Genomic DNA, 25,101 nt, shown 5'->3' with positions numbered 1-25,101 from the left:
ATCAACCATCCACTTGTAAAATTGCCAGGAATGCTTCTTGCGGGATCTCCACGGAACCCACTTGCTTCATGCGTTTCTTACCCGCTTTTTGTTTTTCCAGCAATTTTTTCTTGCGGCTGATGTCGCCGCCATAGCACTTCGCCAAGACGTTCTTGCGCAAGGCTTTCACGTTCTCGCGCGAAATGATGTTGGCGCCGATGGTCGCCTGAATGGCCACGTCGAACATCTGGCGCGGGATCAGTTCGCGCATCTTGGCGGCCACCTGGCGGCCACGGTACTGGCTGTTCGAACGGTGGACGATGATGGCCAGCGCATCGACTTTTTCGCTGTTGATCAGCATGTCGACCTTGACCACGTCGGCCGCGCGGTATTCCTTGAACTCGTAATCCATCGAGGCATAGCCGCGCGACGTCGATTTCAGGCGATCGAAGAAGTCCAGCACAATCTCGGCCATCGGCATTTCATACACGAGCTTGACCTGGCGGCCGTGGTAGCTCATGTCCATCTGGATGCCGCGCTTGCCGATACACAGGGTAATCACGGAACCCACGTACTCCTGCGGCATGTACAGATTGACCGTGACGATAGGCTCGCGCACTTCCTCGATGCGCGACGGATCGGGCATCTTCGATGGATTGTCGACGTTGATCATGGTGCCGTCGCGCTGGATCACTTCATACACCACGGTTGGCGCGGTGGTGATCAGGTCCATATCGAATTCACGCTCGAGGCGCTCCTGCACGATTTCCATGTGCAGCAAGCCCAGGAAGCCGCAGCGGAAACCGAAGCCCAGCGCCTGCGACACTTCCGGCTCGTACATCAGGGCCGCGTCGTTCAATTTCAGCTTTTCCAGCGAGTCACGCAGCGCGTCGTACTGGTTCGCCTCCACAGGGAACAGGCCGGCAAACACTTGCGGCTGCACTTCCTTGAAGCCAGGCAATGGCGCGGCGGCAGGACGGCTGACCAGGGTGACGGTATCGCCCACTTTCGCCGCTTTCAACTCCTTGATGCCAGCGATGATGAAGCCCACCTGGCCTGCCGACAATTGCGGCAAGGATTGCGAACGGGGAGAGAATACGCCGAGGTCTTCCACCAACTGCACCGAATCGGTGGCCATCAGGCGGATCTTGTCCTTCGGTTTCAGGGTACCGTTGACCACGCGCACCAGCATGACCACGCCCACATAGGCGTCATACCAGGAGTCGACGATCAGCGCCTGCAGCGGCGCATCGGGGTCGCCCTTCGGTGGCGGCACCTTGACGATCAGTTGCTCGAGCACGTCCAGCACGCCGAAGCCCGTCTTGGCCGAGCAATGCACGGCGTCGGCCGCGTCGATGCCGATCACGTCTTCGATCTCGGCAATGGCGTTCGGTGGGTCTGCGTTCGGCAAGTCGATCTTGTTCAGGACGGGCACCACTTCCACGCCCAGGTCCAGCGCCGTGTAGCAGTTGGCAACCGTTTGCGCTTCCACGCCTTGCGACGCATCAACCACCAGCAGCGCGCCTTCGCAGGCGGACAGCGAGCGCGACACTTCATAGCTGAAGTCGACGTGACCTGGCGTATCGATCAGATTCAGGTTGTAGATCTGGCCATCGCGTGCCTTGTAGTGCAAGGCCGCCGTTTGCGCCTTGATGGTAATGCCGCGCTCGCGCTCCAGATCCATCGAATCGAGCACCTGCGCCTCCATCTCGCGGTCGGATAAGCCGCCGCACAATTGAATGATGCGGTCAGCCAGGGTCGATTTACCGTGGTCAATATGGGCGATGATGGAGAAGTTGCGTATGTTATTCATTAACTAATATATGTGCGAGTGACAACACTGCTTTAACAGGAATCATGGGGATCATGCTCGGGCCAAACCGGGCCAAAACCGGGCACCCCACTCATGATGAAAAAAGCGCTCCGAGCAGGACATCTGCATGCCCAGGCGAGCGCTTTTGAAGCGACAGAAGCTGCTGCCTCGGACAGTAGCTTTTTCGACCTCCCCATTTTACCGGATTTCAGAGCGGAAAGCCCGTCTTTCAGAGGCCAGCACCGGAGCAAGGCGACATTTTCAGCTGTTTCCGGCAGCAGAATGGTGCAATGCAGTGTAAATGTTGGTATTTAGGCTATACCAGATAGCGCCGTACAGCGGCCTCGTCAAGAAAATAATGGCATAGCTCGGGTTGGGCCAGATCGCCAAACAACACCGGCACCAGCTCGTCGAAGCGCGCCAGCAGCGAAGCATCGGGCGAGGCATCGATATCGATCACATCCACTGTAAACGGTTTTTCAGGCGGCTGCAGCAAGAGCAGGGCGTCGAGCATGTCCTGGCATAAATGGCAGTAACTGCGGGAATAGAGGGTGAAGTGCATGGGAAACTTGAATAACCCCAGGAGCAGCGACTGGGGACGGACGGGGACGCCTGGTCCCATAGGTCCGACCCCGGCCTTTGCGGGGTGCGGGTTGAAAAGTTATTTTGCCGATGGACGCAGCGAAACGAATTGCGCCGTGTCGCCACGGCGCACCAGCACGGCCGACGACTTCTTCGGATCGAGCTTGGCCACCAGGGCATTGAACTGCTTGGCATCTTTCACGGCAACGTTGTTCAATTGCAAGATCACATCGCCAGGCTGCAGGCCGGCCAGGGCCGCCACACCATCTGCATCGTCGACCAGCACGCCCGCGTCGATCTTCAATTCCTGCTTCTTCGCGGCCGGCACGTCGCTGACCTTCAGGCCCAGTGCGTTGACGGCTTGCGCTTCCGGCTCCTTGGCACTCTTCTTCGCCGTTTTCTCGCCCTCCAGCTCGACGACGGTGACAGGAATATCCTGCTGTGCCCCCTTGCGCCAGACAGTCACCGTGGACTTGCCGTTGACGGCGGCGCCGCCTACCAGACGCGGCAGGTCGGACGAACGCTCGATCTGGGCACCGTTAAATTTCAGGATAATGTCGCCCGGCTTGATGCCCGCCTTGTCGGCCGGACCGCCCGGCTCCACCATCGACACTTGCGCGCCCTTGGCATTCGGCAAGCCCAGCGATTCCGCCACGTCCTTGCTCACTTCGCCGATCTGCACGCCGATGCGCCCGCGCACGACCTTGCCCGTCTTCTTCAGCTGCTCGCCCACGCGCATGGCTTCATCGATGGGCACGGCAAACGAGATGCCATTGTAGGCGCCGGACAAGGTGGCGATCTGCGAATTAATGCCGATCACTTCGCCGCGCATATTGATCAGCGGACCGCCCGAGTTGCCAGGGTTGACGGCCACGTCGCTCTGGATCAGGGGCAAATAATCGCCCGTATCACGGGACTTGGCGGAAATGATGCCGGCCGTCACTGTATTTTCCAGGTTGAATGGCGAGCCGATGGCGATGACCCACTCGCCAACGCGTATCTTGTCCGAGTCGCCGATGGTCAGGCGCGGCAGGTTGCCGCCCTCGATTTTCAGCAGGGCCACGTCGGTGCGCGCATCGGCACCGATCACCTTGGCCTTGAATTCGCGCTTGTCCGTCAAGGTCACGTACACCTCGTCGGCGCCATCGACCACGTGGGCATTGCTCAGCACGTAGCCATCCGCCGAGATGATGAAGCCGGAACCGACGCCGCGCTGCACTTCCTGCTCCTGCGGCACGGCACGGCGGCCGCCGCGCGGTGCCTGCTGGCGCGGCGTGGGCATGGCGCCGCCAAAGAAGCGGCGCAGGAATTCCTGCATTTCCTGCTCATCCTGCCCACCCGCGCCGGGCGCATTCATCTTCAGGCGCTCGGTGGTGCGGATATTCACCACGGCCGGGCCGACGGCGTCGACCAGGTCCGAGAAATCAGGCAACTTGACGGCCGGCACGGCGGCGTGCGCTTGTGACCCCAGGCCCAGCATGGTCGGGGCGAAAAAGACGCCAGCCATACCGAACAATAAGGCGGAAAGCGTCTTCACTGAAAACGACTTGCTGGCGGCACACATGTTTTTTTTCATGGAAAGGATCTTTTCGAGTATATAAACGGATCAAAACGCGGATCAGGCGATTGCCTGCGTGCATGATTGGCCGTCATGACGGAATCCCAGGGGCACTACACCTGACAGCACGCATGGCAAACAATGCAACAATATATCGCAAAAGCAAGATATTGCCTGTACGCAGTGTCAATCGTACCGAAGTCCAGTGTCAAGAGGGCAAAGATGGCGTTAAGCCTGGCATAAGATGGAAAATCGCCCTAGCGCTGCGCCAGCGGCCCCGCCTCCAGCGGCTCGGCTGCGCCCGGCGGCACGATGGCAGCGGACAGTGGCAAATGGGTAGCCGGCTCGTCTGGCGCCGCCTCGGCGGCCAGGTGGCCGGCCAGGCGCGCGTCGAATTGGGCGCTCAGGGCATGGCCGCACTGCTCCGAGCGCAGCACGTCGCCGATCAAGCGATAGGCATCCCAGGCTTGCCGCCCCGATGGCGTATCGAGGGCGGCAAAAGCCAGTTCGAGTTCGCTCGCCGCCAGCTCGCCATCGGCCAGGGCGGAAATCGTCTCGTGCAATCGTGTATGCGTATCCATGATGGGTCCTGCCATTTCAAGAGGATAGTTGCGAAAACTAAACGCAGCCATGCCAACCTCATACTTCCCAGATTACCAGCGCTTGTCAATCGGCATATCCAACAACGGTTTCAATTTCTCCGCAATCACTTCGCGCGCGCGAAAAATACGGCTGCGCACGGTACCGATGGGGCACGCCATGATTTCCGATATCTCTTCATAGCTGAGGCCCTCGATCTCACGCAGCACGATGGCCGTGCGCAGTTCGATGGGCAGCACCTCCATGGCCGCATTGACGGTGGCCGCGATCTGCTTGCTGGCCAGCACCGATTCGGGCGTATTGTTATCGCGCAATTTATTGCCATCCTCGAAGGACTCCGCCCGCTCGGCGTCGGCATCGCTGGACGTGGCGGCACGCCGCCCTTGCGTGATGAGATAATTCTTGGCCGTATTGATGCCGATGCGATACAACCAGGTATAAAAAGCGGCATCGCCGCGAAAATGGCGCAGCGCCCGATATGCCTTGATAAAGGTTTCCTGCACCACATCTTCGGCCTCCGCCGGGTCATGCACAAGGCGCGACACCAGACGCATCAAGCGGCGCTGATATTTCGATACCAGCACATCGAATGCCCGTTTGTCGCCAGCCTGCACCCGCTCGACCAGTAACTGATCATACTCGCGCTCTGTCCTCACGCCCAATGTCCCTGTAGTCATGCAGCGTGGGCGCCTGTATGGATATAGAGTTGGCCCGCTGCAAGAAGTTCAGTGTTCGCCCCACTTTTATTCTTCCCCACTGCGCGCCGCGATGGCCCGGAATGCCACGGCCAGCGGGCGGAAGGCGACGCAGCTGCTGCCACGCTGCACCAGCACCTGCGTGCGCCGCCCCGCAACATCGGCCAGACACAGCACCAGCAGCGACGGCCACAGGGTCGAGCCCGGCAACAGGCGCAGCACAGACGGCACCAAGACCCCTGAGCCGGACGGCGCTCCGCCATGCTCCAGATATACCGCCAGCCGCAACTGGCCGACCGGCGAAATATCAAGCGTCTGCGGCTTTCTGCGCCTGCGCAGCAAAACCAGCAAAAACACGCCGCCAGCCGCACTCGGCAGCGCACCGGCCCAGCCCAGCGCATAGCCGCCCACCAGTTGGCCAGACACGGCCTCAGGCCGCCACGCGCCACTCAAGGGCCAGGCGACCAGCAAGGCGCACAGCCCCAGCACCGCTTGCAGCAGGCGCAAACAGACAGGCGTGCGAATAACAGCCGCTACCGCAATCGACATATTGCCAACTCAAAGGGAAAACATCAGGCGCGCCGGCACCATGCCGGGCAAATTCAGGCGCCAACGAACATTGGCGCCGAATCAGCGCTCACTACGGTTTGACCGTAGCGAGCGCTTGAAAGTTCCTACTTATTTCGCTTTACCGAAAATCAGCGTGCCATTCGTTCCGCCGAAGCCGAACGAATTCTTCACTGCATAATCGATCTTCATATCCCGCGCCGTGTTGGCACAGAAATCGAGATCGCAAGCGGGATCCTGGTTGAAAATGTTGATGGTCGGTGGCGACACCTGATGGTGCAATGCCAGGACCGTAAACACTGCTTCCAGACCGCCCGCGCCGCCCAGCAAATGTCCCGTCATCGACTTCGTCGAGTTGACGACAATATGCTTGGCATGCTCGCCGAAGGTGCGTTTGATGCCCATCACTTCGGCCACGTCGCCTTGCGGGGTCGACGTGCCGTGCGCGTTCAGGTACTGAATCTGATCCGGGTTCAAACCTGCGTTGTTGAGGGCCGCGATCACCGATTTGCTGCCGCCGCTACCATCTTCCAGCGGCGAGGTCATGTGATAAGCATCTGCGCTCATCCCGAAACCATGCACTTCGGCATAGATCTTGGCACCACGGGCCACCGCGTGCTCGTACTCTTCCAGCACCATGACACCAGCGCCCTCGCCCAGCACGAAGCCGTCGCGGTCGGCATCCCACGGACGCGATGCCGTTGCCGGATCGTCGTTGCGGGTCGACAAGGCACGTGCCGAGGCGAAACCGCCCAGGCCCAGCGGCGACACGGTCGATTCAGCACCGCCTGCAATCATGACGTCGGCATCGCCGTACTCGATCATGCGCGCGGCAGCGCCAATGCTGTGCAAACCGGTGGTACACGCCGTCACGATCGCCAGGTTCGGGCCCTTCAGACCATACTTGATCGAAAGATTGCCAGAAATCATGTTAATGATCGAGGCAGGCACGAAAAATGGCGAGATACGGCGCGGACCGCGCTTTTCGTACTCGGATTTGGTTTCCTCGATCAGCGGCAAGCCACCGATACCGGAACCGATGATCACGCCGATGCGCTCGGCGTTTTCCTCGGTCACTTCCAGACCGGAGTCCTGCATCGCCTGGATGCCTGCAGCCATGCCGTAATGGATAAAGGTATCCATATGGCGGGCTTCCTTACCGGAGATGTACTCTTCGATATTGAAACCTTTGACTTCACCGGCAAAATGCGTGGTGAAGGGCAATGCATCAAACTTGGTAATCGTGGCAATGCCGGATTTACCTTCAACGATTGCGCCCCACGCCTCGGCAATAGTATTGCCGACAGGTGAAACACAGCCCAGGCCGGTTACAACAACACGACGGTTTTTAGAACGGCTCAAGCGATTCTCCTGAAGTCGGTCAGACAGGCTTAGGCCTTGACGTGTGCGGTGGCGTAGTCGATCGCCTGTTGCACGGTGGTGATTTTTTCAGCTTGTTCGTCAGGGATTTCCATTTCGAATTCGTCTTCCAGGGCCATGACCAGTTCCACGGTGTCCAGGGAATCGGCGCCGAGATCGTCGACGAAGGAGGATTCGATTTTGATGTCTGCTTCTGCAACGCCCAGTTGCTCAGCGACGATTTTCTTAACGCGTTGTTCGATATCCGACATGTTATGGCTCCAAAGTGTGTGTTACGGAAAGTGCGCGCATTTTATCAGGTTTGCGCGTCCGAATACTAATTTCGGTGTCTGCTGCTAATTCGACCGAAGCTGCTGTTAAAAGATGCGATTATAGACAAAAACGACCGTTGAATCATGCCACAAACGCCCGTCCCGTCTACCTTTCACATCAATTCATGTACATTCCGCCGTTCACGTGCAGGGTCGTGCCCGTGATATACGCCGCTTGTGGCGAGGCCAAAAAGGCCACCGCCGCTGCCACGTCTTCCGGTTTGCCCAGGCGGGACAGGGGAATTTGCGTCAACAGGGCCGCGTGCTGCTCTTCGCTCAGGGCCTTGGTCATGTCGGTATCGATGAAGCCCGGGGCGATGCAGTTCACGGTAATGTTGCGGCTGCCGATTTCACGCGCCAAGGCGCGGCTCATGCCTTCCACGCCGGCCTTGGCCGCCGCGTAATTCATTTGCCCCGGATTGCCCGACGAGGCCACCACCGACGTAATATTGATGATACGCCCAGCTTTGGCTTTCATCATGCCGCGCAATACGGCGCGCGACAGGCGGCCGACGGCCGACAGGTTGGTGGAAATCACGCTATCCCACTCTTCATCCTTCATGCGCATGGCCAGCTGGTCTTGCGTGATACCCGCATTGTTGACCAGGATCGACAGGCTGCCGTAGGTTTTCTGTACTTCATCGACGACGGCCGCGCAGCGCGCCGCATCGGTCACGTTCAGCACCAGGCCCTTGCCCGCCACGCCTTCGGCGGCCAGGTAATCGGTGATGGCTTGCGCGCCGCTTTCCGAGGTGGCTGTGCCAACCACGGTGGCACCCTGCTTGCCCAGTTCGGTGGCGATGGCGCGGCCGATGCCGCGCGAGGCGCCCGTGACCAGCACGACTTGATTTGCTAAATTCATGAGTATCCTTAAAAGCAAGTGCGGCAGGCAAGCTGCCGCGATCTGATGTTTATTTGAGCTGCGTCAAAATGCGTTCCAGCGAGGCCTGGTCGACGATGGCGTCGCCCACCAGCACCGGATCGATGCGCTTGGCCAGGCCCATCAGGACCTTGCCCGGACCGCACTCGATCATTTGTGTGATGCCATCAAGAGCGACCTTCTGCATGGTTTCCACCCAGCGCACGGGGCTGGCAGCCTGGCGCACCAGCGCATCCTTGATGCCGGCGACATCGTTGACGATGGCCACGTCGACGTTGTTGATCAGGGCAATCTGCGGTGCCGAGAAGCTCAAGCCGGCCATGTAGTCGCGCAAACGGTCCGAAGCCGGTTTCAGCAGCGACGAGTGGAATGGCGCGGAGACGGGCAGCTTCATGGCGCGCTTGGCGCCCATGGCCTTGGCCAGTTCACAGGCGCGCTCGACCGCCGCCGTATGGCCGGCGATGACCACTTGCGCAGGTGCATTGAAATTGACAGGCTCGACCACCAGGGCCGGGTTTTCCGCCACCGAGGCCAAGCAGGCGGCGCGCACGTCGTCATCCGACAGGCCCAGCACGACAGCCATCGTGCCCTGCCCCACGGGCACGGCTTCCTGCATGGCTTGCGCGCGGAAGCGCACCAGCGGCACGGCATCCTTGAAGGAAATGACGCCGGCGGCGACTAGCGCCGAGTATTCACCGAGGCTATGACCGGCCACGACGTTCGGCACGGGGCCGCCCGCTGCCAGCCAGGCGCGGTAAAAGGCCACGGCCGCCGTCAGCATCACGGGTTGCGTGTTGGTGGTCAGGTCCAGCTCTTCCTTCGGACCTTCGGCGATCAGCTTGCCCAGGTCGAATTGCAGGGCGTCCGACGCTTCGGCCACGGTTTGCGCCACCACGGGGTTGCCGGCGAAACCGTCGAGCATCGCAATCGCTTGCGAGCCTTGGCCTGGGAAAACAAATGCAAATTGTGTCATGTCGACTCCGTTTTTTTACTATTTACTCAGAGAACCAAATACAACTGCTGGGGTACGACCCAACGGGTCGGACCCCGAAGTCAGCCTTCGGCCATCACATCTTTACCAGCACGGCGCCCCAGGTAAAGCCGCCGCCCACGCCTTCCATCATGACGTTGTCGCCCTTCTTGACACGGCCGTCGCGCACGGCGATGTCCAGCGCCAGCGGGATCGAGGCCGCCGAGGTGTTACCATGCTGGTCGACGGTGACGACCATCTTGTTGAGCGGCAAGCCAAGTTTCTTGGCCGTGCTGTTCATGATGCGGATGTTCGCCTGGTGCGGGATCAGCCAGTCGATCTGGTCCGCCGTCATGTTGGCGTGCGCCAATGCTTCGTGCGCGACCTTTTCCAGCACGGACACGGCCAGCTTGAACACGGCCGGGCCATCCATGTAGAGGAAGGCACTGCCGGCCAGCGCGCCGCCAGCCACGCTGCCCGGCACGCTGAGGATGTTCGAGTGGCGGCCGTCCGCGTGCAGCTTGGTGGCCAGGATGCCTGGCTCGGTGGAGGCCGTCATGACGATGGCGCCGGCGCCGTCACCGAACAGCACGCAGGTGCCGCGGTCATCGAAATTGAGGATGCGCGAAAACACTTCGGCGCCGATCACCAGCACATTCTTGTGCATGCCAGATTGAATGAAACTATCGGCCGTGGCGACTGCATACACGAAGCCGCTGCAGACGGCTTGCACGTCGACGGCGGCGCAGTTATTCGTGATGCCCAGCTTGCTCTGCACGATGCAGGCCGTGCTGGGGAAGCTGCCGAAGAAATCGGGGGTCGAGCTGGCGACGATGATCAGGTCCAGGTCGTTGCCGTTCAGGCCCGCCATCTCCAGGGCCTTCTTGGCCGCCTCCACGCCCAGGTCCGAGGAGTTTTGCGACGGCGCCGCGTAATGGCGCGCCGAAATGCCGCTGCGCGAGACGATCCATTCATCCGACGTCTCGATGCCCTTGGCGGCGAGCTGTTCAGTCAAGTCCTGGTTGGTGACGCGCCTCTGCGGCAAGTAGCTGCCAGTGCCGATAATTTTGCTGTAAGTTTTGCTAAAAACAGTCATGCAAGTACCCGTCCACTAAATGGTAGAGCTTGTTGATGTAGGTTCGTCCGGTACTGGCGTGCGCGGCATCAGCTCGGCGATCAGGCTGGCCAAGTGCGCTTGCACGTCATTTTTTGCCGCATCAAAGGCGCGGCGCAAGGCCCATTCAAACGAATAGGCATCGGCGCTGCCATGGCTCTTGAAGACGAGGCCACGCAAGCCCAGCAGGCTGGCGCCGTTGTAACGCGAAGGATTCAGGCGATTACCGATGGCTTTCAGGGCGCCGCGGGCGATCAGCGCGCCCAGCATGGTGATCGGGTTGCGCTTGAATTCGGTAGTGAGCACGTCCTTCATGAGGCGCGCCAGGCCTTCAATGGCTTTCAGGGTGACATTGCCGACAAAGCCGTCGCAGACGACGATATCGGTCGTGCCCTTGAAGATATCGTTGCCTTCCACGTTGCCGTAGAAGTTCAGCGCACCACGCTCGTGGTCGGCCTGCAGCAGCTTCGAGGTGAGTTTCACCACTTCATTGCCCTTGATATCTTCCGTGCCCACGTTCAGCAAGCCGATCGTCGGACGTTCGATGCCTTCCATGGCGGAAACGAGCACGGAGCCCATGATGGCGAACTGGTGCAAGTGATGCGGTTCGCAGTCGACGTTGGCACCCAGGTCCAGCATATAGGTGGGACCGTTCTTTTGATTCGGCAAGATGCTGCAAATGGCCGGGCGGTCGACGCCGGACATGGTTTTCAATACATAGCGCGACACGGCCATCAGGGCTGCCGTATTACCGGCGGAAACGGAGGCTTGCGCCGCGCCGCTCTTGACCTGTTCAATGGCCACGCGCATGGAGGAATCCTTCTTGCGGCGCAGGGCCACTTCCAGGGGATCGTCCATGGTAACTTGTTCGGAGGCATGCAATACCGACAGGCGCGGATGCGTGTCGGCTTTATGTTTCTTCAGTTCGGCACGGATCACGTCTTCCAATCCAACAAGGATCAGTTCGGCTTCAGGCTCATGTTTTACGAAGGAAATTGCTGCGGGGATAGTGACTGAGGGACCATGATCTCCGCCCATGCAGTCGATAGAAATTTTGATTGTCATTTGTGTTGATTCAATACCGCTGCGGGCGTGCGGCAAGATGTGAATCGGACTGGAGCATATGCAGGGCGCAGCATGTCATGCACAGACCTGGACAGCGTGATTCAAAATGACGGGTATGCAAGATGAATTGCAGCCGATAAAAAAGAAGAAGCGGCGCCACGCCGAATAACCACGCAACACCGCTTTCATCTTACCCAACAAAAACGTCGATTACTCGTCGTTTTTGGTCTTCAACACTTTGCGGCCACGATAGAAGCCGTTAGGGCTGATATGGTGACGCAGATGTGTTTCGCCGGTAACTGGCTCGACGCTCAATTGCGGCGCGACCAGAAAGTCGTGCGAACGGTGCATGCCGCGCTTGGAAGGGGTTTTCTTGTTCTGTTGAACTGCCATGATGACTCCTAATACATAAGTTCTAAAATTTTAGCACAATCGATTGGCAAATACATGCGAATCGAGTATCCCAGCGGCAAAGACTACCCGAAAATAGCCCGGACCGACATCGTTTATTACAATTACATTTCACTACACTTGCCATACTCGATTACTACACGCGTTTGACACGTTCCTTGATTGGGGAGACCCCTTTACTGCTTTATTCTGGCTTCAAGTCCTTCAGTGCCGCAAACGGCGACTTCTTTTCAGTCTTGAGAGCATCGAGCTGCGCCGTATCGGGGCAGACGTCGTGTTTGGGTACCTGCGGCAGGGCCAGCAAGGCTTCATCTTCGATCAGGGCCGCTGCATCCATGCTGCGACTACCGACGATCACGTCGATCGTTTCATCGTTGATGATTTCTTCGATCTCGTCCGCCTGCTCGTCATCCTTGCCCAGCATCAGAGTAGTCGTCGAATCAATTGCGTAAGCATACGGTGTCAGGCAGCGCTGGCAAACCAGCTGAACGGTGCCGTTGACCGACAAGGTCAGTTGTGGGTAGCCCAGCTTGCTGGTGCCGCCGACGATCTTCCAGGCGATTTCGCCGGAACTATCTGCACAATCCTTGGTCAACCGGGTCATTTCAGCGACAGGAGTTACACCCTCGCGGCTCCCGCTGATACGACAAAAATCAAAGGCGTCGATCACAAAAGCATTCATTGGTAGAAAATTTCCCCGGAAAACCTGCGATAATAACAGGGTTTTCAGCACCGAGTCAAAGCCTTAGCATCTTTTTGACGACTTGATTGCCGTATTCGTGACAAACTCAGTGACAAACTCAATTATAAACTCATCAACACCGTCATGCCGCATGGGGCCTCAGTTATGGGCTCTGCGCCCTGGAATTTGCGTGAAATTCCCCTGACATCGACCAGCGCGGCCATGCCGGCCGCCATCCACTACCGAATGATACCAACTTCCGCCCCATTGCGCTTGATTCTTGCATCGAGTTCAAGCTACCGCAAGGAACTGCTGGAACGCCTGCGCCTGCCTTTCGAGGTGGCCGTGCCCGATCTCGACGAAAGCCCCCTGCCAGGCGAAAGCCCCAGCGCCACGGCCCTGCGCCTGGCCCAGGCCAAGGCGCAGGCCGTGCTCGACCGCTACCCTGGCAGCCTCGTCATCGGCTCCGACCAGGTCGCCACCCTGGATGGCGCGCAGATCGGCAAGCCGGGCAACCACAGCAACGCCCTGCTGCAACTGCAAACCATGCGCGGGCGCCAGACCGTGTTCCACACGGCCCTGTGCCTGCTCGACGGGCGCCACTCGCCCGCCGTGGCGCAAGTAGAAGATATCCAGACCCTCGTCACCGTGCGCGACTTGCCCGATGCGGAACTGGACGCCTACTTGCGCATCGAGCAACCGTACGATTGCGCCGGCAGCGCCAAGAACGAAGGCCTGGGCATCGCCCTGCTCGAACGCATCGACAGCGTTGACCCCACCGCCCTCACCGGCTTGCCGCTGATCGCCCTGACGGGCATGCTGCGCAAGGCGGGCGTGGCATTTTTCACATTTTAATCACCCTGGGGTCAGACCCGACGGGTCTGACCCCGGCCAATACAAAGCTAATAATATGACCGGCACCCTGTACCTGATCCCCAACCATCTTGGCCTGTCCGAAGGCGCAATCGATCCGCTGACCCACATCATTCCCGAGCAGGTGCGGCAGATCACCTCGCAGCTCGATTATTTCGTCGCGGAAAACGCCAAGACGGCGCGCGCCTTCCTGAAATTGATCGGCAACCAGCACCCGCTGGCCAAGCCGTTGCAGGAAATCACCATTTCCGAACTGAACGTGAATACCCCGGCGCAAGCGCTGGCCGGCTTGCTGGCGCCCTTGCTGGCGGGACGCGATGCGGGTCTCGTCTCGGAGGCGGGCGTGCCCGCCGTGGCCGACCCCGGCGCCGACCTGGTGCGCCTGGCGCATCAGCACGGCATTAAAGTACGCCCGCTGGTGGGCCCGTCGTCGATCCTGCTGGCCGTGATGGCCAGCGGCTTGAACGGCCAGAGTTTCGCCTTCAACGGCTACCTGCCCACCGATGCGGCCCTACGTGCCAAGCGCATCAAGGAACTGGAAGTGCGTTCGCGCACTGAAAAGCAGACCCAGCTGTTCATCGAAACGCCCTACCGCAACGCCGCCATGCTCGAAGCGCTGGTGGCACAATGCGCACCTTCCACGTTGATCTGCGTCGCCACCGACCTGAGCCTGGACACGGAAAGCGTGCAAACGTGGAATGGCGGCCAGTGGAAGAAACAATTGGCGGCAGGCAAGGCGCCCGACTTCCACAAGAAGCCGACAGTGTTCTTGTTGTTGGGACAGTAAACGACAAACGCCACGGGCACATTAGCCGTGGCGTTTGCATTACCCCACTACGACAGTCACTACACGCGACGGGTACCGGTATTTTTCTGACCGCCCTTGCCCGTCTCCAGCACAAACTTCGCGCCATCGTCGCGGCCCAGCACCTTGACCAGGTACGGCATGACTTCGCGCAACATCGGCTCCAGGGTGTACGGCGGGTTCAAAATGAACATGCCACTGCTGTGCAAGCCAAAACCGTCCGGCGACGGGGTGTTGACCGTCAGGGTCACGTGCAGCCAGTCCGAGCTGGGCAATTGCTTGAGCTTGTCGGCAAACTGGCGCGATTCCATGCGCTGCAGCACCGGATACCAGACGGCGTAGATGCCCGACGGGAAGCGCACGAGGGCGTCGGCCAGGGTATCCTTGACCTTGCGGTAATCCATCTTGTCTTCATACGGCGGATCGATCAGCACCAGCGCGCGGCGCGATGGCGGCGGCAGCAGGGCTTTCAGGCTCTGGAAGCCGTCGGCCTTGGTGATCAGCACGCGCTTGCCGCGCACGCTCGGACGCTCGCCCTGGGCCAGCGCATGCGCCTCGACCTTGCGGAAGTTGTCAGCCAGAATCTTTGCATCGGCAGGATGCAGCTCGAACAGGCGCAGACGGTCTTGCTCGCGGCTGACCTTGTCGGCGCAGTACGGCGAACCCGGGTAATAGCGCATCTTGCCGCTCGGATTCATTTCCTTGATCAGCTTCATGTACTCGGCCAGCGAGGCTGGCAGGTCCGTGCGGTCCCACAGGGGCGCGATGCCCGTTTCGTACTCGGCATTTTTCGAGGCATAACCACCGTCGAGCGCATACACGCCCGCGCCGGAGTGGGTATCGATATAACTATAGGCGGTATCTTTTTGATTCAGATATTGCAACAACTGAATCTGCACATAATGCTTCAACACATCGGCGTGATTACCCGCGTGAAAGGCGTGGCGGTAACTCAACATAAGCTGGCTAATTCCATAATAAAAATAAACAAAGGCGGGGCTGCGCTGACACCGGGCAGGGCATGAAACAGACTGGAGGAGTCAGGCTGCGGGGCCAGGAAACAGCATGGACCAGCGTAATCAGCGCGCAATAACCAGCATTATCCACCAGAAAGGTGTATTACATCAAAAAACACAGCTAAACAAGCTCATGCATTCTCAGGACTGAGGGGGCCGGGCAAGGTAGAATACGCGCATCGGGCACCCCGCGCCCATCCGCCTACTAATATATACAGCCATGCACAGCCTGACCCTCACGACCGATAACCGCGCCGACGTCGCGGCAGCACTGGCCGGCCCGCGCTGGACGGTGGCCTGCCTGTGCGCGCTGTGGTGCGGCACCTGTGGCAGCTACCGCACCACGTTCGAGGAACTGGCCGCGCGCCATCCGGATACCGTGTTCGTCTGGATCGACATCGAAGACCAGGCCGACGTGGTGGGCGACCTCGACATCGACAACTTCCCCACCCTGCTGATCCAGCGCGAGGACAACGTGGCCTTCTTCGGCACCGTGCTGCCCGACGGCGGCCTGGCGCACCGCATGGTGCAGGCGCAGCAAGTCCTCAGCGGAGATGAACTGGCGGCGCTGGCCAGCAGCACGCAGGAGCGGCGCGATTGGCAGCGCGACTGCAATCTGCGCAGCCTCCTCGCTGCCACCCTGGCCTAGAACACCCGACAAAACCTACTGCGCGTCGCGATTTGCGGCCTCCGATGCTCACTGTGCATCCGCACAGCTCCGCTTCTCAGCCACAACTCACTGCCGCTCGCTACGGTTTTGTTAGGTGTTCTTAATAAACTTTACCCCAGGCGCAGCGGCAGGCTGCGCAGCCGTTTCCCCGTCAAACTGAATACGGCGTTGGCCACGGCCGGTGCGATGGGCGGCGTACCCGGTTCGCCCACGCCTTCGGGATGCTCGGCGCTGGCGATGATCACGGTTTCCACCTCGGGCGTTTGCCCCATGCGCAGCACGGGATAGTCGTGGAAATTGCTCTGCTCGACTTTACCATCCTTGAAGGTAATCTCGCCGCCCAGCGCCGCCGACAGGCCAAACAGCACGGCCGACTCCATCTGCTGGGCGATGATGTTCGGATTGACGGCGATGCCGCAATCGATGGCGCACACCACGCGCTGCACGCGGATTTCGCCATTTTCCACGGACACTTGCGCCACTTGCGCCACGATGCTGCCAAACGACTGGTGCAAGGCCACGCCATGCGCATGGCCGGGCGGAGGACTGCCCGCCTTGGCCACCGCCGCATCGAGCACGGCCAGGTGACGCGGATGCCTGAGCAGCATGGCGCGGCGGAAGGCGATGCCATCCTGCCCCGCAGCATGGGCTAGCTCATCGATAAAACTTTCCTTGAAGAATGCGTTGTGCGAATGCCCTACGGAGCGCCAGTAGCCGATGGGAACGGCACTGTCGGCGATCACATGGGCGATGCGCTGGTTGGCGATTTCATACGGCATGTCGAATTCGCCTTCGGCCGTGGTCTTGTCCGGCCCCGCGCCGGGCAAGCCGAAATTGCGCTGCAGAAACTGGTGCGTGATGGAGCCGCTGACGGAGCGATTGTCCCAGGAAGCGATGCGGCCGTGCTCATCGAGGCGTGCCGTAAAGCGCGCCAGCGCGGCGGGACGGTACATATCGTGCGTTGTATCCTGCTCGCGCGTCCATACCAGCTGCACCGGTGCACCACTGCACTGCAGCGCGATGGCCACGGCTTGCGCCACCATGTCCACCTCCAGGCGGCGGCCGAAACCGCCACCGAGCAGCAGCACCTCGATGGTCACGTCCTTCGCATCGACGCCGGCCACTTTCGCCGCCACGTCGACGGCGATGCCGGGCGCCTGCGTCGAGACCCACAGCATCACCTTGCCATCTTTTACCTGCGCGGTGCAGTTGACGGGTTCCATGGCGGCGTGCGCGAGGAACGGCGCGCGGTACTCGGCGGTAACCTGCCGCAAACCCTGCGCGAGCTTGCCCTCGACCTCGCCGCTGGCGTGGTACGCATGGCCCGCTTCGCTATCTAACAGGCGGGCAAACTCCGCATACACGCCGGCGCTGGACAAATTCGCTTGCGGACCAGCCTTCCACTGCGTCGGCAAGGCGGCCGCTGCCTGTTTGGCGCGCCACCAGGTATCGGCCACCACGGCGACACAAGAGACGCTGCGCTTGGCCAGCTGCGGCGTCAGGTCCAGCACTTTTATCACGCCAGGCATGGCCAGAATGGGTGCCGCATCGAACGCGGCCAGGACATCGCCCAGGCGCGGCGGCAAATGCAGGGCCGCGTACAGCATGCCGGGCGGACGGGCATCGATGCCGAACCGCGCGCCGCCATTCACTTTGGACGGCGTATCACGGCGCGGCGCCGGCTGGCCGATCAGTTTAAAATCCTTGGGCAGTTTCAGCACGGGCGTGCCCGGGTCGATGGCGGCGGCACGCTGCGCCAGGCTGGCGTAGCTGGCGCGTCGTCCGTCCGGGTGCAGCACTTCGCCATCCTGCGTGCGGCATTGTGCGGCCGGCACCTGCCACTGCGCGGCGGCAGCGCCCACCAGCATGGCGCGCGCGGACGCCCCCGCCTCGCGCATGGGGCCCCAGCCATCCTTCACGCTGGACGAGCCGCCCGTGACGATCACGCCTAGTTCGCGCGCCGCCTTGGCCACCGTCCACTGGGCCAGCGCCTTGACGCGGCCCTGGTCGTCCGGGTGGAACGGCAGGCTATCCTTGAGCATGGCCACATTGCCGAAGATCTTGTCCATGGGCGCCTGGATCAGCTTGACGCTGGTCAAAGGCACGTCAAGTTCCTCGGCCACCAGCATGGGCAAGGCCGTGTGCACGCCCTGCCCCATCTCGCTGCGCGACATGGCCAGGATCACCATGCCATCCGTGCCTATGGCCAGCCAGCCATTCAGCGCCACGGCGCCATCCTGAAGCGGCAGCGGCGCGCTGCCCTGCAGGCGCTGGCGCGGCGGCAGCACGCCCCAGCCCAGTACCAGGGCGCCCACGCCGGCCACGCCGAGGCCCAGGCCCAGGCCGCCGAGCAGGAAGCGGCGGCGCGACGGGGAAGATTGTGCGGCCATGGGCTATCCTTTATAGTGGTGAGTGATCGATCCAGCGCTCCAGCATATCCTGTGCCAGCACCGGGCGACTATAAAAATAACCTTGCGCCAGCTTGCAGCCATGGCGCAGCAGGAAGGCGGCCTGCTCTTCCGTCTCCACGCCTTCGGCAATCACCGACAAGTGCATGCTCTTGCCCAGCTGGATGATGGCAATCGCAATCGCTTCGTCATTCACGTCCGTCGAGATATCCTTGATGAAGGAGCGGTCGATCTTCAGCGTCTGCACGGGCAGCTGTTTCAGATACGCGAGCGAGGAATAGCCAGTGCCGAAGTCATCGATGGCCAGTCCCACGCCGATGGCATGCAAATCGTTGATGAAACCGAGCGCATCGCCCGTGTTCATGATCACCGATTCCGTCACTTCCAGCTGCAGGCGCTGCGGCTCCAGCCCCGTTTCCTTCAAAATGTCGGCCACCATGCCGGCGATGCTGCCCCGCTCGAACTGCTTCACCGACAGATTGACGGCCATCTTCGGCACGTGCAAGCCCTGCGCCTGCCAGCGCATCATCTGGCGGCAGGCTTCGTCGAGCACCCATTTGCCCAGCTGGTTGATGAAACCGCTGTCCTCGGCCAGCGGGATGAAGCGCGCCGGCGGCACCAGGCCCAATTCCGGGTGGTTCCAGCGCAGCAGCGCCTCGACGCCGACCAGGCGGCCCGTGTCGATTTCCACCTGCGGCTGGTAATTGAGGAACATCTCGTTCTTTTCGAGCGAGCGGCGCAAAAAGGTTTCCAGGCGCAGCCGTTCGACGCCTTCGCCCGTCATCGAGGGCGCATAAAAGCGGTAGCCGTTGCGCCCGCGCGCCTTGGCCTGGTACATGGCCACGTCGGCATTGCGGATCAGCATATTCAAGTCCAGCGCATCGTCCGGATACAGGCTGATGCCCACGCTGCAGGTGACGAACAATTCATGGTCGGCCACCGTGAACGGCTGGTCAAACATGGTCATCAGCTTTTCCGCCACCTGCGTGGCGCCGTATTCGCCATCGACGCGTTCGAGCAGCACGATGAATTCATCGCCGCCCAGGCGCGCCAGCGTATCGCCTTCGCGCAGGCGGGCCGCCAGCTGGCCGGCCACCTTTTGCAGCAATTCGTCGCCCACATGGTGGCCCAGGGTGTCGTTGACGTTCTTGAAACGGTCCAGGTCGATGAACAGCACGGCCAGCTGCTCCTGCTCGCGCGCGGCGCGCAGCAGGGCGTGCTGCAGCCGGTCGTGGAACAGCAGGCGGTTCGGCAGCGCCGTCAGCGGGTCGTGGTGCGCCATGTGGTCGAGCTTTTCCTGCGACTCCTTGATCAACGTGATATCGCTGAACACGCCTACGTAATGCGTGGTGTCGGCGCGCGCGTCACGCACGGCGCTGATGGTCAGCCACTCCAGGTAAATTTCACCGTTCTTGCGCTGGTGCCAGATTTCGCCGCGCCAGAAACCGCTGGCCTTCAGCTCGTGCCACATGGCCTCGTAAAACGCCGCGTCATGGCGCGCCGAGCGGTTCAGCGACGAATGCCGGCCCAGCGCCTCCGCTTCGCTGTAACCCGTGATCTGCGTAAAGGCGGGATTGACGGTAACGATGATGCCATGCGCGTCGACGACCATCACGCCGTCGGCGATGTGTTCCAGCACGGTGGCCGACAGGCGCAGCTTTTCTTCCGCTTCCTTGCGCGCCGTGATATCGGCATACACCCAGATGCTGCCTTCGTTGGGGCGCAGCGGATCGAGCGCGCAGCCGCTCACCAGCGCCCAGAACAGGCTGCCGTCGCGGCGCTTGTACTGGCGCTCCTCGCTGAAATCGCCGCCGGTCGCCAGCGCCGGATACTGGCGCCCGCCTGCCTCTTCGAAGTCATACGACGTCAGGAACACGATGGCGGTTGAACTGCCCGTCATTTCGGCATGGCCGTAGCCAAACAGTTCCTCGCAGCGGCGATTGACGGAAATGATGCGCCGGTGGCGCACGAACATCACGCCGAACATTACATTGTCCAGTATCGCGCTTTGCTCCGTCAGCAGCGCCTCGATGCGCATCTCGTGATGCTTGCGCTGGCTGATATCGGCAATGATGCCGTCAACCCAGATGACGCCCTGCTCGCCCGCCTGCGGCTGGCCATTCTCGGCCACCCAGCGCTCGATGCCGGAAGCGTCGATGATGCGGTATTCCAGCGCATACGGCCGCACCTCAAGCACCGCCCGGCACACGGCGCGGCGGTGCTCGCGGCGGTCTTCCGGGCAGATCAGGTCGGCCCAGGCGTGCGTGGTGCCGCGCATGAACTGGCGCGCCGAATAGCCGGCGATGTCCTCGATGGCATCGCTGACGAAATCGATGGGACCGTCGGGCCGGTAACGGAAAACGGCGCCCGGCACCTGCGTGACGATGGTGCGGAAACGCTCTTCGCGCTGGCCCACATCCTCGAACAAGTGGCCGATGGCCGCGCGCATTTTTTCGAGCTGGGCCGTCAGGCGCCCCAGCTCGTCATTGCTGTGCGAGGCCAGCGGCGTGTCAAAATCGCCGTGCGACAGGCGGTCGGAAAAGCGCGTCAGGCGGCGCAGGGGTTTCAACAGGCGGCGGTTCAGGAACAGCACGATCAGCGCCATCGATACGGCCAGCTGCGCGCCCAGCACGAAAATGTAGGACATCTGCTTTTCGCGCAGCTCCTGCTGGCTGCGCGCATCGTCCATCTCGACGACGATGTGGCCGATGCGTTCGCCGCGCACGAGGATATCGCGCTCGGCGCGGTACAGATTGCCCACCGGCCGCTGCGGCGCCTGCAGGCTGATGAATTCCGTGCCGCCCTGCCCCAGCACCTTCACCAGCAGCACGGCGCGGTCGCGCATCACCGACTCGACCAGCGAATGGGCCGATTCCGCATTCATGTTCCACAGCGATTCCTGCATGCCCAGCGCCAGGATGTCGGCATTGCGCTGCAAGGCCTCGTTCAGACTGGTGCGCGCCGACTGGCGTTCATGCACGCCGACCAGCAGATAGCTGCCGAAAATGGCGGGCACGACCAGGCCGCCAAACACCACCAGCAACAAGGCGCCATAAATCGACGAGCCGTACAGCACGCGCAGGCTGGCGCGCAGGCGCTGATAGGGCGAATTAAACATGCGGCAACAGGGCGACAGGGATCAGGCAGGCGATCATGGAACTTTACAGGGGAGTCCGGGTGATAAGGCGGGAAGAAACTTTTTCAGGAGCAATTATGCATGGAAAAAGCGGGGTAAGTCACCAATAAACACGTACCAACGGCGACGTCATGCCATATAGACAGGGTTGAAAAACCACACGCGGGCTGGCGCGCCCGGCCAGCGCCAGCAGAAAAGCCCGCAGCTTGCTATCATCGCGCCACTTTACCTAGAGGAACCACCATGACCTTCTCCATCTACTCCGCTTCCATCCCCGTCTTCAAACAGATCCTGGGCAGCCTGGCCGCCATCCTGGACAAGGCGGAAACGCACGCGCAAGACAAGAAAATCGACCCGAACGCCCTGCTGCAATTCCGTCTGTTCCCGGACATGCTGCCGTTCGTGCGCCAGATCCAGATCGCCACCGACTTCGCCAAGGGCTGCGGCGCTCGCCTGGCTGGCGTGGCCGTGCCACCGTATGAAGACAGCGAACAGAGCTTTGCAGAGCTGAAAGCGCGCATCGTGAAAACCATCGCCTTCCTGGAAAGCCTGCCGCAAGCGGACATAGCCGGCAGCGAAACGCGCGCCATCACCACCGGCAGCGGCGAAAAGACCAAGCACTTCACGGGCCAGACGTATCTGTTCCACTACGCGCTGCCGCACTTCTTCTTCCATGCGACGACGGCGTACGACATCCTGCGCCACAATGGTATCGAAGTGGGCAAAAAGGATTTTATCGGCAGCTATTAATAGTTGACGCCAATAGTACCGGGGTCAGACCCTCAATGCCGTTCACACAAAAGTCATCGCTGACATGTGAGGGGGTCTGACCCCAGCAGTTGCTGCTGGCTTACCTAAGTATTCCGGCGCGGATACCCTTGAGAAAGAATCCGCACCCACACCACTTCCTTTTCTTCATCCGTCATCGACACCCAGTGGGCCACTTCCACCACGCTGCGGCCGCAGCCGCGGCAGATTTCATCGAACGTCGTCGAGCACACGGCCACGCAGGGCGTATCAGGACGGGGCGGCAACTCCTTGTCACCCATCAGGCCACCTTCGGCAAGCCGAGCTTTTCCCAGCCTCCGGTGCCCAGCGCTTCCAGGGTAGCGATATTCTTGTCAAATATTTCTGATGCTTGCGGGAATGCCTCGACGGCGCGCGCTATGCTGTCTTCGCGCAGCAGGTGCAGGGTCGGATACGGCGAACGGTTGGTGTAGTTGCTGATGTCGTCCTCGAACGTCTCGGCAAACTGGTAGTTCGGGTGGAAACTGGCCACTTGCAGTTCGCCGGCCAGGTGCATGTCTTCCACGGCCGCATCGGCCACATCGAGAAACTCGTTGTAGTCGAGGAAATCGTTCAAGGTGTAGGGGTGGATCAGCAAGGTCGTGTCGATCTGCTCGGGGTCCGTGTCGGCCAGGGTTTGCAGCTCGTCCATCAGCATCGCCAGCAAATCTTCCGGATTGCTCGATTCGCACACCACATAGCGGATCTGCTTCTTGACGTGCACGGCCTTGGCGAACGGGCACAGGTTCAGGCCGATCACGGCCTTTTCCAGCCAGGCAACGGTATTGGCGATGATGACGGCGTTGTCGTCGTCGTGGCGCGGCGGGGTGTTCATATGCATGACTCTCTATCGATATGGCGGCCGGCAGCTGAATGGCCGGCCAAAGCCAAATTGTACGCACTCTTTGCGCAGTCTCATACTGAACGGCTGCCAAGCTTGCGCCAGTCTCTTCACCATGTATGTTATAACAGCGGCCGAATCACGCATTGGGCAAATTAAATTTGCAATAATGACAGCATTTGCGAATGGAAACCCAGTCGTTTTCCACTTATTGCCGCGTATTTCCTGTCATCATGCTGACATAATTCTTGACTCCGGCATGTGGATATACGTACACTCGCAGCTTAATCATGGGTCTGTCCGATGTTTCTCCGACGACAACAATGGAACACTATGCACGAAAACTCCTTTAAATCTACCGTCCTGGCGGCGTTGGCCCTGGCGCTTGCGCCCGCCCTCAGCCAGGCGTACGAAGCCGGTGTTGAGAGCGATAACGCGCCAGTCGCCGCCGCCACCGCACCGGCCCTGATCCCGATGACCGCCCAGGTCACGGCAAAACTCCCCACTCTCGACAACCGCCTGCAAAAGACCGATCGTCTGCTGAAAAACCTCAGCGACAATTCCGATCCGCTGCGCGAAGCCGACGTCTGGGGCCGCATCCGCAGCGGCTATGCGATTCCCGACATCAACAACCAGCTGGTCGCCAACCACGTCAACTGGTACGCCACCCGCCCCGACTACATCGCCCGCACGACGGCGCGCGCCTCGCGCTACATCTTCCACGTGGTGCAGGAGCTGGAAAAGCGCGGCATGCCGACGGAACTGGCCTTGCTGCCGTTCATCGAGTCCGCCTTCAACCCGCAAGCGTTCTCCAGCGCCAATGCAGCCGGCATGTGGCAATTCGTGCCTGCCACGGGGCGTGATTTCAACCTCAAGCAAAATATGTTCAAGGATGAGCGCCGCGGCGTGCTGGCCTCGACCGATGCGGCCCTGACGTATCTGCAGCGCCTGTATGACATGTTTGGCGACTGGCAACTGGCGCTGGCCGCCTACAACTGGGGCGAAGGCTCGGTGCAGCGCGCCATCAAGAAAAACCAGGCGCTGGGCAAGCCCACCGATTTCGAAAGCCTGGCCGACCTGATGCCGGCTGAAACGCGCAACTACGTGCCCAAGCTGCAAGCGGTGAAAAACATCATCGCCAATCCGGCCCAGTTCGGCCTGACCCTGCCCGTGGTCGACAACCAGCCGTATTTCACGGCCATCGACAAGACCAGCGACATCGACATCACCGTCGCCGCCCAGCTGGCCGAACTGTCGATGGATGAATTCAAGGCCTTGAATCCGCAATTTAACCGCCCCGTCATCATCGGCGGCGAAAAGACCAAGATTCTGTTGCCACAGGAAAACGCCGCCAAGTTCACCACCAATCTGGCGCAATGGGGCCATGCCTTGTCGAGCTGGACCACGCACAAGATCACCAATGCGCGCGAACGCATCGAAACCCTGGCGTCGAAATTCGGCACCACGGCCGACGTGCTGCGCCAGGCCAACAACATTCCCCAGCGCACCAGCCTGCGCGCCGGCTCCACCATCCTCGTGCCGAAAACCTCGGCCACGATGAACAAGGATATCACCCAGGAAATCGCCGACAGCGCCACCATGCTGCTGGAAGCGGACCGTCCGGAACGGGCCGCCAAAGCACTGCGCCGCGTCGCCAAGGGCGGCAAGGTGCAAGCTGCGCCAATCTCGCTGGTGAAACCGCGCATCCAGCGCGGCGGCAGCAATAGCCGGGCAAAAGCGCGCCACTGATCGCCTGGTCCTTATTGATACACGCCACCGGCCGCCACAGCTTTGCTGTCGCGGCCGGTTGTACATCCGCCCACCCCGTCCACCCACCCAGACAGGAGAATGAAATGGACGCCTCCCTCCCGATTCAGGCGATTCGGGCGAAGTAGGTCTGGTAGCGGGTAGCACGATAGGGGGGATCCTCACGGGCCTACGGCGTCAAAGCGCCTAAAG

At 60.8% G+C, this 25,101-nt stretch carries 24 protein-coding genes; 5 read left to right on the top strand and 19 right to left on the bottom strand.

The window, feature by feature from the left end:
- Position 1: 1 nt before the first annotated feature.
- From lepA to ACQ4WP_RS13485, 14 genes are all read right to left on the bottom strand, one after another.
- Entirely contained in the window at positions 2 to 1,792 is a 1,791-nt protein-coding gene (gene lepA / locus ACQ4WP_RS13550) for a translation elongation factor 4 (protein WP_436507676.1), read from the bottom strand.
- Between the two features lie 316 nt (positions 1,793 to 2,108).
- Positions 2,109 to 2,354 carry a glutaredoxin family protein gene (locus ACQ4WP_RS13545; protein WP_436521375.1) on the bottom strand — a complete coding sequence of 82 codons (246 nt, stop codon included), beginning with the start codon at positions 2,352 to 2,354 and terminating at the stop codon, positions 2,109 to 2,111.
- Positions 2,355 to 2,453: 99 nt separating this feature from the next.
- Positions 2,454 to 3,950 (bottom strand): DegQ family serine endoprotease, encoded by a 1,497-nt coding sequence (locus ACQ4WP_RS13540; protein ID WP_436521373.1) that lies wholly within the window; start codon positions 3,948 to 3,950, stop codon positions 2,454 to 2,456.
- Positions 3,951 to 4,189: 239 nt separating this feature from the next.
- Positions 4,190 to 4,513 (bottom strand): sigma-E factor negative regulatory protein, encoded by a 324-nt coding sequence (locus tag ACQ4WP_RS13535; RefSeq protein ID WP_436521371.1) that lies wholly within the window; start codon positions 4,511 to 4,513, stop codon positions 4,190 to 4,192.
- 72 nt (positions 4,514 to 4,585) lie between these two features.
- A complete protein-coding gene (rpoE, locus tag ACQ4WP_RS13530; protein WP_436521369.1) occupies positions 4,586 to 5,209 on the bottom strand; it encodes an RNA polymerase sigma factor RpoE in 624 nt (207 codons plus the stop codon).
- 66 nt (positions 5,210 to 5,275) lie between these two features.
- Positions 5,276 to 5,776, bottom strand: coding sequence for a hypothetical protein (locus tag ACQ4WP_RS13525; RefSeq protein ID WP_436521367.1), 501 nt, complete (start codon positions 5,774 to 5,776; stop codon positions 5,276 to 5,278).
- 129 nt (positions 5,777 to 5,905) lie between these two features.
- A complete protein-coding gene (fabF, locus tag ACQ4WP_RS13520) occupies positions 5,906 to 7,156 on the bottom strand; it encodes a beta-ketoacyl-ACP synthase II (RefSeq protein ID WP_436521365.1) in 1,251 nt (416 codons plus the stop codon).
- A gap of 29 nt (positions 7,157 to 7,185) precedes the next feature.
- On the bottom strand, positions 7,186 to 7,425 hold the full coding sequence (gene acpP / locus ACQ4WP_RS13515) for an acyl carrier protein (protein WP_008449912.1): 240 nt from the start codon (positions 7,423 to 7,425) through the stop codon (positions 7,186 to 7,188).
- Between the two features lie 178 nt (positions 7,426 to 7,603).
- Complete coding sequence (gene fabG / locus ACQ4WP_RS13510) at positions 7,604 to 8,347, bottom strand: 3-oxoacyl-ACP reductase FabG (protein ID WP_141170041.1); 744 nt, start codon at positions 8,345 to 8,347, stop codon at positions 7,604 to 7,606.
- 49 nt (positions 8,348 to 8,396) lie between these two features.
- A complete protein-coding gene (gene fabD, locus ACQ4WP_RS13505; RefSeq protein WP_436521363.1) occupies positions 8,397 to 9,338 on the bottom strand; it encodes an ACP S-malonyltransferase in 942 nt (313 codons plus the stop codon).
- Between the two features lie 94 nt (positions 9,339 to 9,432).
- Positions 9,433 to 10,431 (bottom strand): beta-ketoacyl-ACP synthase III, encoded by a 999-nt coding sequence (locus ACQ4WP_RS13500; RefSeq protein WP_436521361.1) that lies wholly within the window; start codon positions 10,429 to 10,431, stop codon positions 9,433 to 9,435.
- 15 nt (positions 10,432 to 10,446) lie between these two features.
- Positions 10,447 to 11,514, bottom strand: a complete 1,068-nt coding sequence (plsX, locus tag ACQ4WP_RS13495; protein ID WP_436521359.1) for a phosphate acyltransferase PlsX — start codon at positions 11,512 to 11,514, stop codon at positions 10,447 to 10,449.
- A 210-nt stretch (positions 11,515 to 11,724) separates the two neighbouring features.
- Entirely contained in the window at positions 11,725 to 11,907 is a 183-nt protein-coding gene (gene rpmF / locus ACQ4WP_RS13490; RefSeq protein ID WP_010399517.1) for a 50S ribosomal protein L32, read from the bottom strand.
- A 202-nt stretch (positions 11,908 to 12,109) separates the two neighbouring features.
- Positions 12,110 to 12,607, bottom strand: a complete 498-nt coding sequence (locus tag ACQ4WP_RS13485) for a YceD family protein (protein WP_436521674.1) — start codon at positions 12,605 to 12,607, stop codon at positions 12,110 to 12,112.
- A 246-nt stretch (positions 12,608 to 12,853) separates the two neighbouring features.
- On the opposite strand from ACQ4WP_RS13485, the gene ACQ4WP_RS13480 reads away from it, so the two are divergent.
- Positions 12,854 to 13,462: a Maf-like protein gene (locus ACQ4WP_RS13480; RefSeq protein WP_436521672.1), complete on the top strand. Its 609-nt coding sequence runs from the start codon at positions 12,854 to 12,856 to the stop codon at positions 13,460 to 13,462.
- A 55-nt stretch (positions 13,463 to 13,517) separates the two neighbouring features.
- Positions 13,518 to 14,267, top strand: coding sequence for an SAM-dependent methyltransferase (locus ACQ4WP_RS13475; RefSeq protein ID WP_436521357.1), 750 nt, complete (start codon positions 13,518 to 13,520; stop codon positions 14,265 to 14,267).
- 59 nt (positions 14,268 to 14,326) lie between these two features.
- Here ACQ4WP_RS13475 and ACQ4WP_RS13470 read toward each other — a convergent pair whose 3' ends face one another.
- Positions 14,327 to 15,244 carry a 23S rRNA (adenine(2030)-N(6))-methyltransferase RlmJ gene (locus tag ACQ4WP_RS13470; protein WP_436521355.1) on the bottom strand — a complete coding sequence of 306 codons (918 nt, stop codon included), beginning with the start codon at positions 15,242 to 15,244 and terminating at the stop codon, positions 14,327 to 14,329.
- A 277-nt stretch (positions 15,245 to 15,521) separates the two neighbouring features.
- Here ACQ4WP_RS13470 and ACQ4WP_RS13465 point away from each other — a divergent pair, with 277 nt between their 5' ends.
- Positions 15,522 to 15,950: a thioredoxin family protein gene (locus ACQ4WP_RS13465; RefSeq protein ID WP_436521353.1), complete on the top strand. Its 429-nt coding sequence runs from the start codon at positions 15,522 to 15,524 to the stop codon at positions 15,948 to 15,950.
- 131 nt (positions 15,951 to 16,081) lie between these two features.
- Here the strand turns inward: ACQ4WP_RS13465 and ACQ4WP_RS13460 are convergent, their stop codons facing one another.
- Both ACQ4WP_RS13460 and ACQ4WP_RS13455 read right to left on the bottom strand, forming a co-directional pair.
- Entirely contained in the window at positions 16,082 to 18,361 is a 2,280-nt protein-coding gene (locus ACQ4WP_RS13460; protein WP_436521351.1) for a xanthine dehydrogenase family protein molybdopterin-binding subunit, read from the bottom strand.
- 10 nt (positions 18,362 to 18,371) lie between these two features.
- Positions 18,372 to 21,497, bottom strand: a complete 3,126-nt coding sequence (locus tag ACQ4WP_RS13455) for an EAL domain-containing protein (protein WP_436521349.1) — start codon at positions 21,495 to 21,497, stop codon at positions 18,372 to 18,374.
- Positions 21,498 to 21,758: 261 nt separating this feature from the next.
- On the opposite strand from ACQ4WP_RS13455, the gene ACQ4WP_RS13450 reads away from it, so the two are divergent.
- Complete coding sequence (locus ACQ4WP_RS13450) at positions 21,759 to 22,265, top strand: DUF1993 domain-containing protein (RefSeq protein ID WP_436521347.1); 507 nt, start codon at positions 21,759 to 21,761, stop codon at positions 22,263 to 22,265.
- A 104-nt stretch (positions 22,266 to 22,369) separates the two neighbouring features.
- Here ACQ4WP_RS13450 and ACQ4WP_RS13445 read toward each other — a convergent pair whose 3' ends face one another.
- Complete coding sequence (locus tag ACQ4WP_RS13445; protein ID WP_133990271.1) at positions 22,370 to 22,564, bottom strand: DUF1289 domain-containing protein; 195 nt, start codon at positions 22,562 to 22,564, stop codon at positions 22,370 to 22,372.
- On the bottom strand, positions 22,564 to 23,142 hold the full coding sequence (locus tag ACQ4WP_RS13440; RefSeq protein ID WP_436521345.1) for a DUF1415 domain-containing protein: 579 nt from the start codon (positions 23,140 to 23,142) through the stop codon (positions 22,564 to 22,566). The genes ACQ4WP_RS13445 and ACQ4WP_RS13440 overlap by 1 nt, the downstream gene beginning before the upstream one ends.
- A 333-nt stretch (positions 23,143 to 23,475) precedes the next feature.
- On the opposite strand from ACQ4WP_RS13440, the gene ACQ4WP_RS13435 reads away from it, so the two are divergent.
- Positions 23,476 to 24,891: a transglycosylase SLT domain-containing protein gene (locus ACQ4WP_RS13435; RefSeq protein WP_436521343.1), complete on the top strand. Its 1,416-nt coding sequence runs from the start codon at positions 23,476 to 23,478 to the stop codon at positions 24,889 to 24,891.
- Positions 24,892 to 25,101 lie beyond the last annotated feature (210 nt).

Source organism: Janthinobacterium lyxosi, assembly GCF_051380665.1.
In the GTDB taxonomy this organism is placed as follows: domain Bacteria; phylum Pseudomonadota; class Gammaproteobacteria; order Burkholderiales; family Burkholderiaceae_D; genus Janthinobacterium.
The sequence above is the reverse complement of the archived record's forward strand: the minus strand, read 5'-3'. Positions and strand labels throughout refer to the sequence as shown.

Excerpts from the sequence above, each read along its gene's own strand:
- lepA (WP_436507676.1), bottom strand. The coding sequence starts at position 1,792 with ATGAATAACATACGCAACTTCTCCATCATCGCCCATATTGACCACGGT.
- ACQ4WP_RS13545 (WP_436521375.1), bottom strand. The coding sequence starts at position 2,354 with ATGCACTTCACCCTCTATTCCCGCAGTTACTGCCATTTATGCCAGGAC.
- ACQ4WP_RS13540 (WP_436521373.1), bottom strand. The coding sequence starts at position 3,950 with ATGAAAAAAAACATGTGTGCCGCCAGCAAGTCGTTTTCAGTGAAGACG.
- ACQ4WP_RS13535 (WP_436521371.1), bottom strand. The coding sequence starts at position 4,513 with ATGGATACGCATACACGATTGCACGAGACGATTTCCGCCCTGGCCGAT.
- rpoE (WP_436521369.1), bottom strand. The coding sequence starts at position 5,209 with ATGACTACAGGGACATTGGGCGTGAGGACAGAGCGCGAGTATGATCAG.
- ACQ4WP_RS13525 (WP_436521367.1), bottom strand. The coding sequence starts at position 5,776 with ATGTCGATTGCGGTAGCGGCTGTTATTCGCACGCCTGTCTGTTTGCGC.
- acpP (WP_008449912.1), bottom strand. The coding sequence starts at position 7,425 with ATGTCGGATATCGAACAACGCGTTAAGAAAATCGTCGCTGAGCAACTG.
- fabG (WP_141170041.1), bottom strand. The coding sequence starts at position 8,347 with ATGAATTTAGCAAATCAAGTCGTGCTGGTCACGGGCGCCTCGCGCGGC.
- fabD (WP_436521363.1), bottom strand. The coding sequence starts at position 9,338 with ATGACACAATTTGCATTTGTTTTCCCAGGCCAAGGCTCGCAAGCGATT.
- ACQ4WP_RS13500 (WP_436521361.1), bottom strand. The coding sequence starts at position 10,431 with ATGACTGTTTTTAGCAAAACTTACAGCAAAATTATCGGCACTGGCAGC.
- plsX (WP_436521359.1), bottom strand. The coding sequence starts at position 11,514 with ATGACAATCAAAATTTCTATCGACTGCATGGGCGGAGATCATGGTCCC.
- rpmF (WP_010399517.1), bottom strand. The coding sequence starts at position 11,907 with ATGGCAGTTCAACAGAACAAGAAAACCCCTTCCAAGCGCGGCATGCAC.
- ACQ4WP_RS13485 (WP_436521674.1), bottom strand. The coding sequence starts at position 12,607 with ATGAATGCTTTTGTGATCGACGCCTTTGATTTTTGTCGTATCAGCGGG.
- ACQ4WP_RS13480 (WP_436521672.1), top strand. The coding sequence starts at position 12,854 with ATGATACCAACTTCCGCCCCATTGCGCTTGATTCTTGCATCGAGTTCA.
- ACQ4WP_RS13475 (WP_436521357.1), top strand. The coding sequence starts at position 13,518 with ATGACCGGCACCCTGTACCTGATCCCCAACCATCTTGGCCTGTCCGAA.
- ACQ4WP_RS13470 (WP_436521355.1), bottom strand. The coding sequence starts at position 15,244 with ATGTTGAGTTACCGCCACGCCTTTCACGCGGGTAATCACGCCGATGTG.
- ACQ4WP_RS13465 (WP_436521353.1), top strand. The coding sequence starts at position 15,522 with ATGCACAGCCTGACCCTCACGACCGATAACCGCGCCGACGTCGCGGCA.
- ACQ4WP_RS13460 (WP_436521351.1), bottom strand. The coding sequence starts at position 18,361 with ATGGCCGCACAATCTTCCCCGTCGCGCCGCCGCTTCCTGCTCGGCGGC.
- ACQ4WP_RS13455 (WP_436521349.1), bottom strand. The coding sequence starts at position 21,497 with ATGTTTAATTCGCCCTATCAGCGCCTGCGCGCCAGCCTGCGCGTGCTG.
- ACQ4WP_RS13450 (WP_436521347.1), top strand. The coding sequence starts at position 21,759 with ATGACCTTCTCCATCTACTCCGCTTCCATCCCCGTCTTCAAACAGATC.
- ACQ4WP_RS13445 (WP_133990271.1), bottom strand. The coding sequence starts at position 22,564 with ATGGGTGACAAGGAGTTGCCGCCCCGTCCTGATACGCCCTGCGTGGCC.
- ACQ4WP_RS13440 (WP_436521345.1), bottom strand. The coding sequence starts at position 23,142 with ATGCATATGAACACCCCGCCGCGCCACGACGACGACAACGCCGTCATC.
- ACQ4WP_RS13435 (WP_436521343.1), top strand. The coding sequence starts at position 23,476 with ATGCACGAAAACTCCTTTAAATCTACCGTCCTGGCGGCGTTGGCCCTG.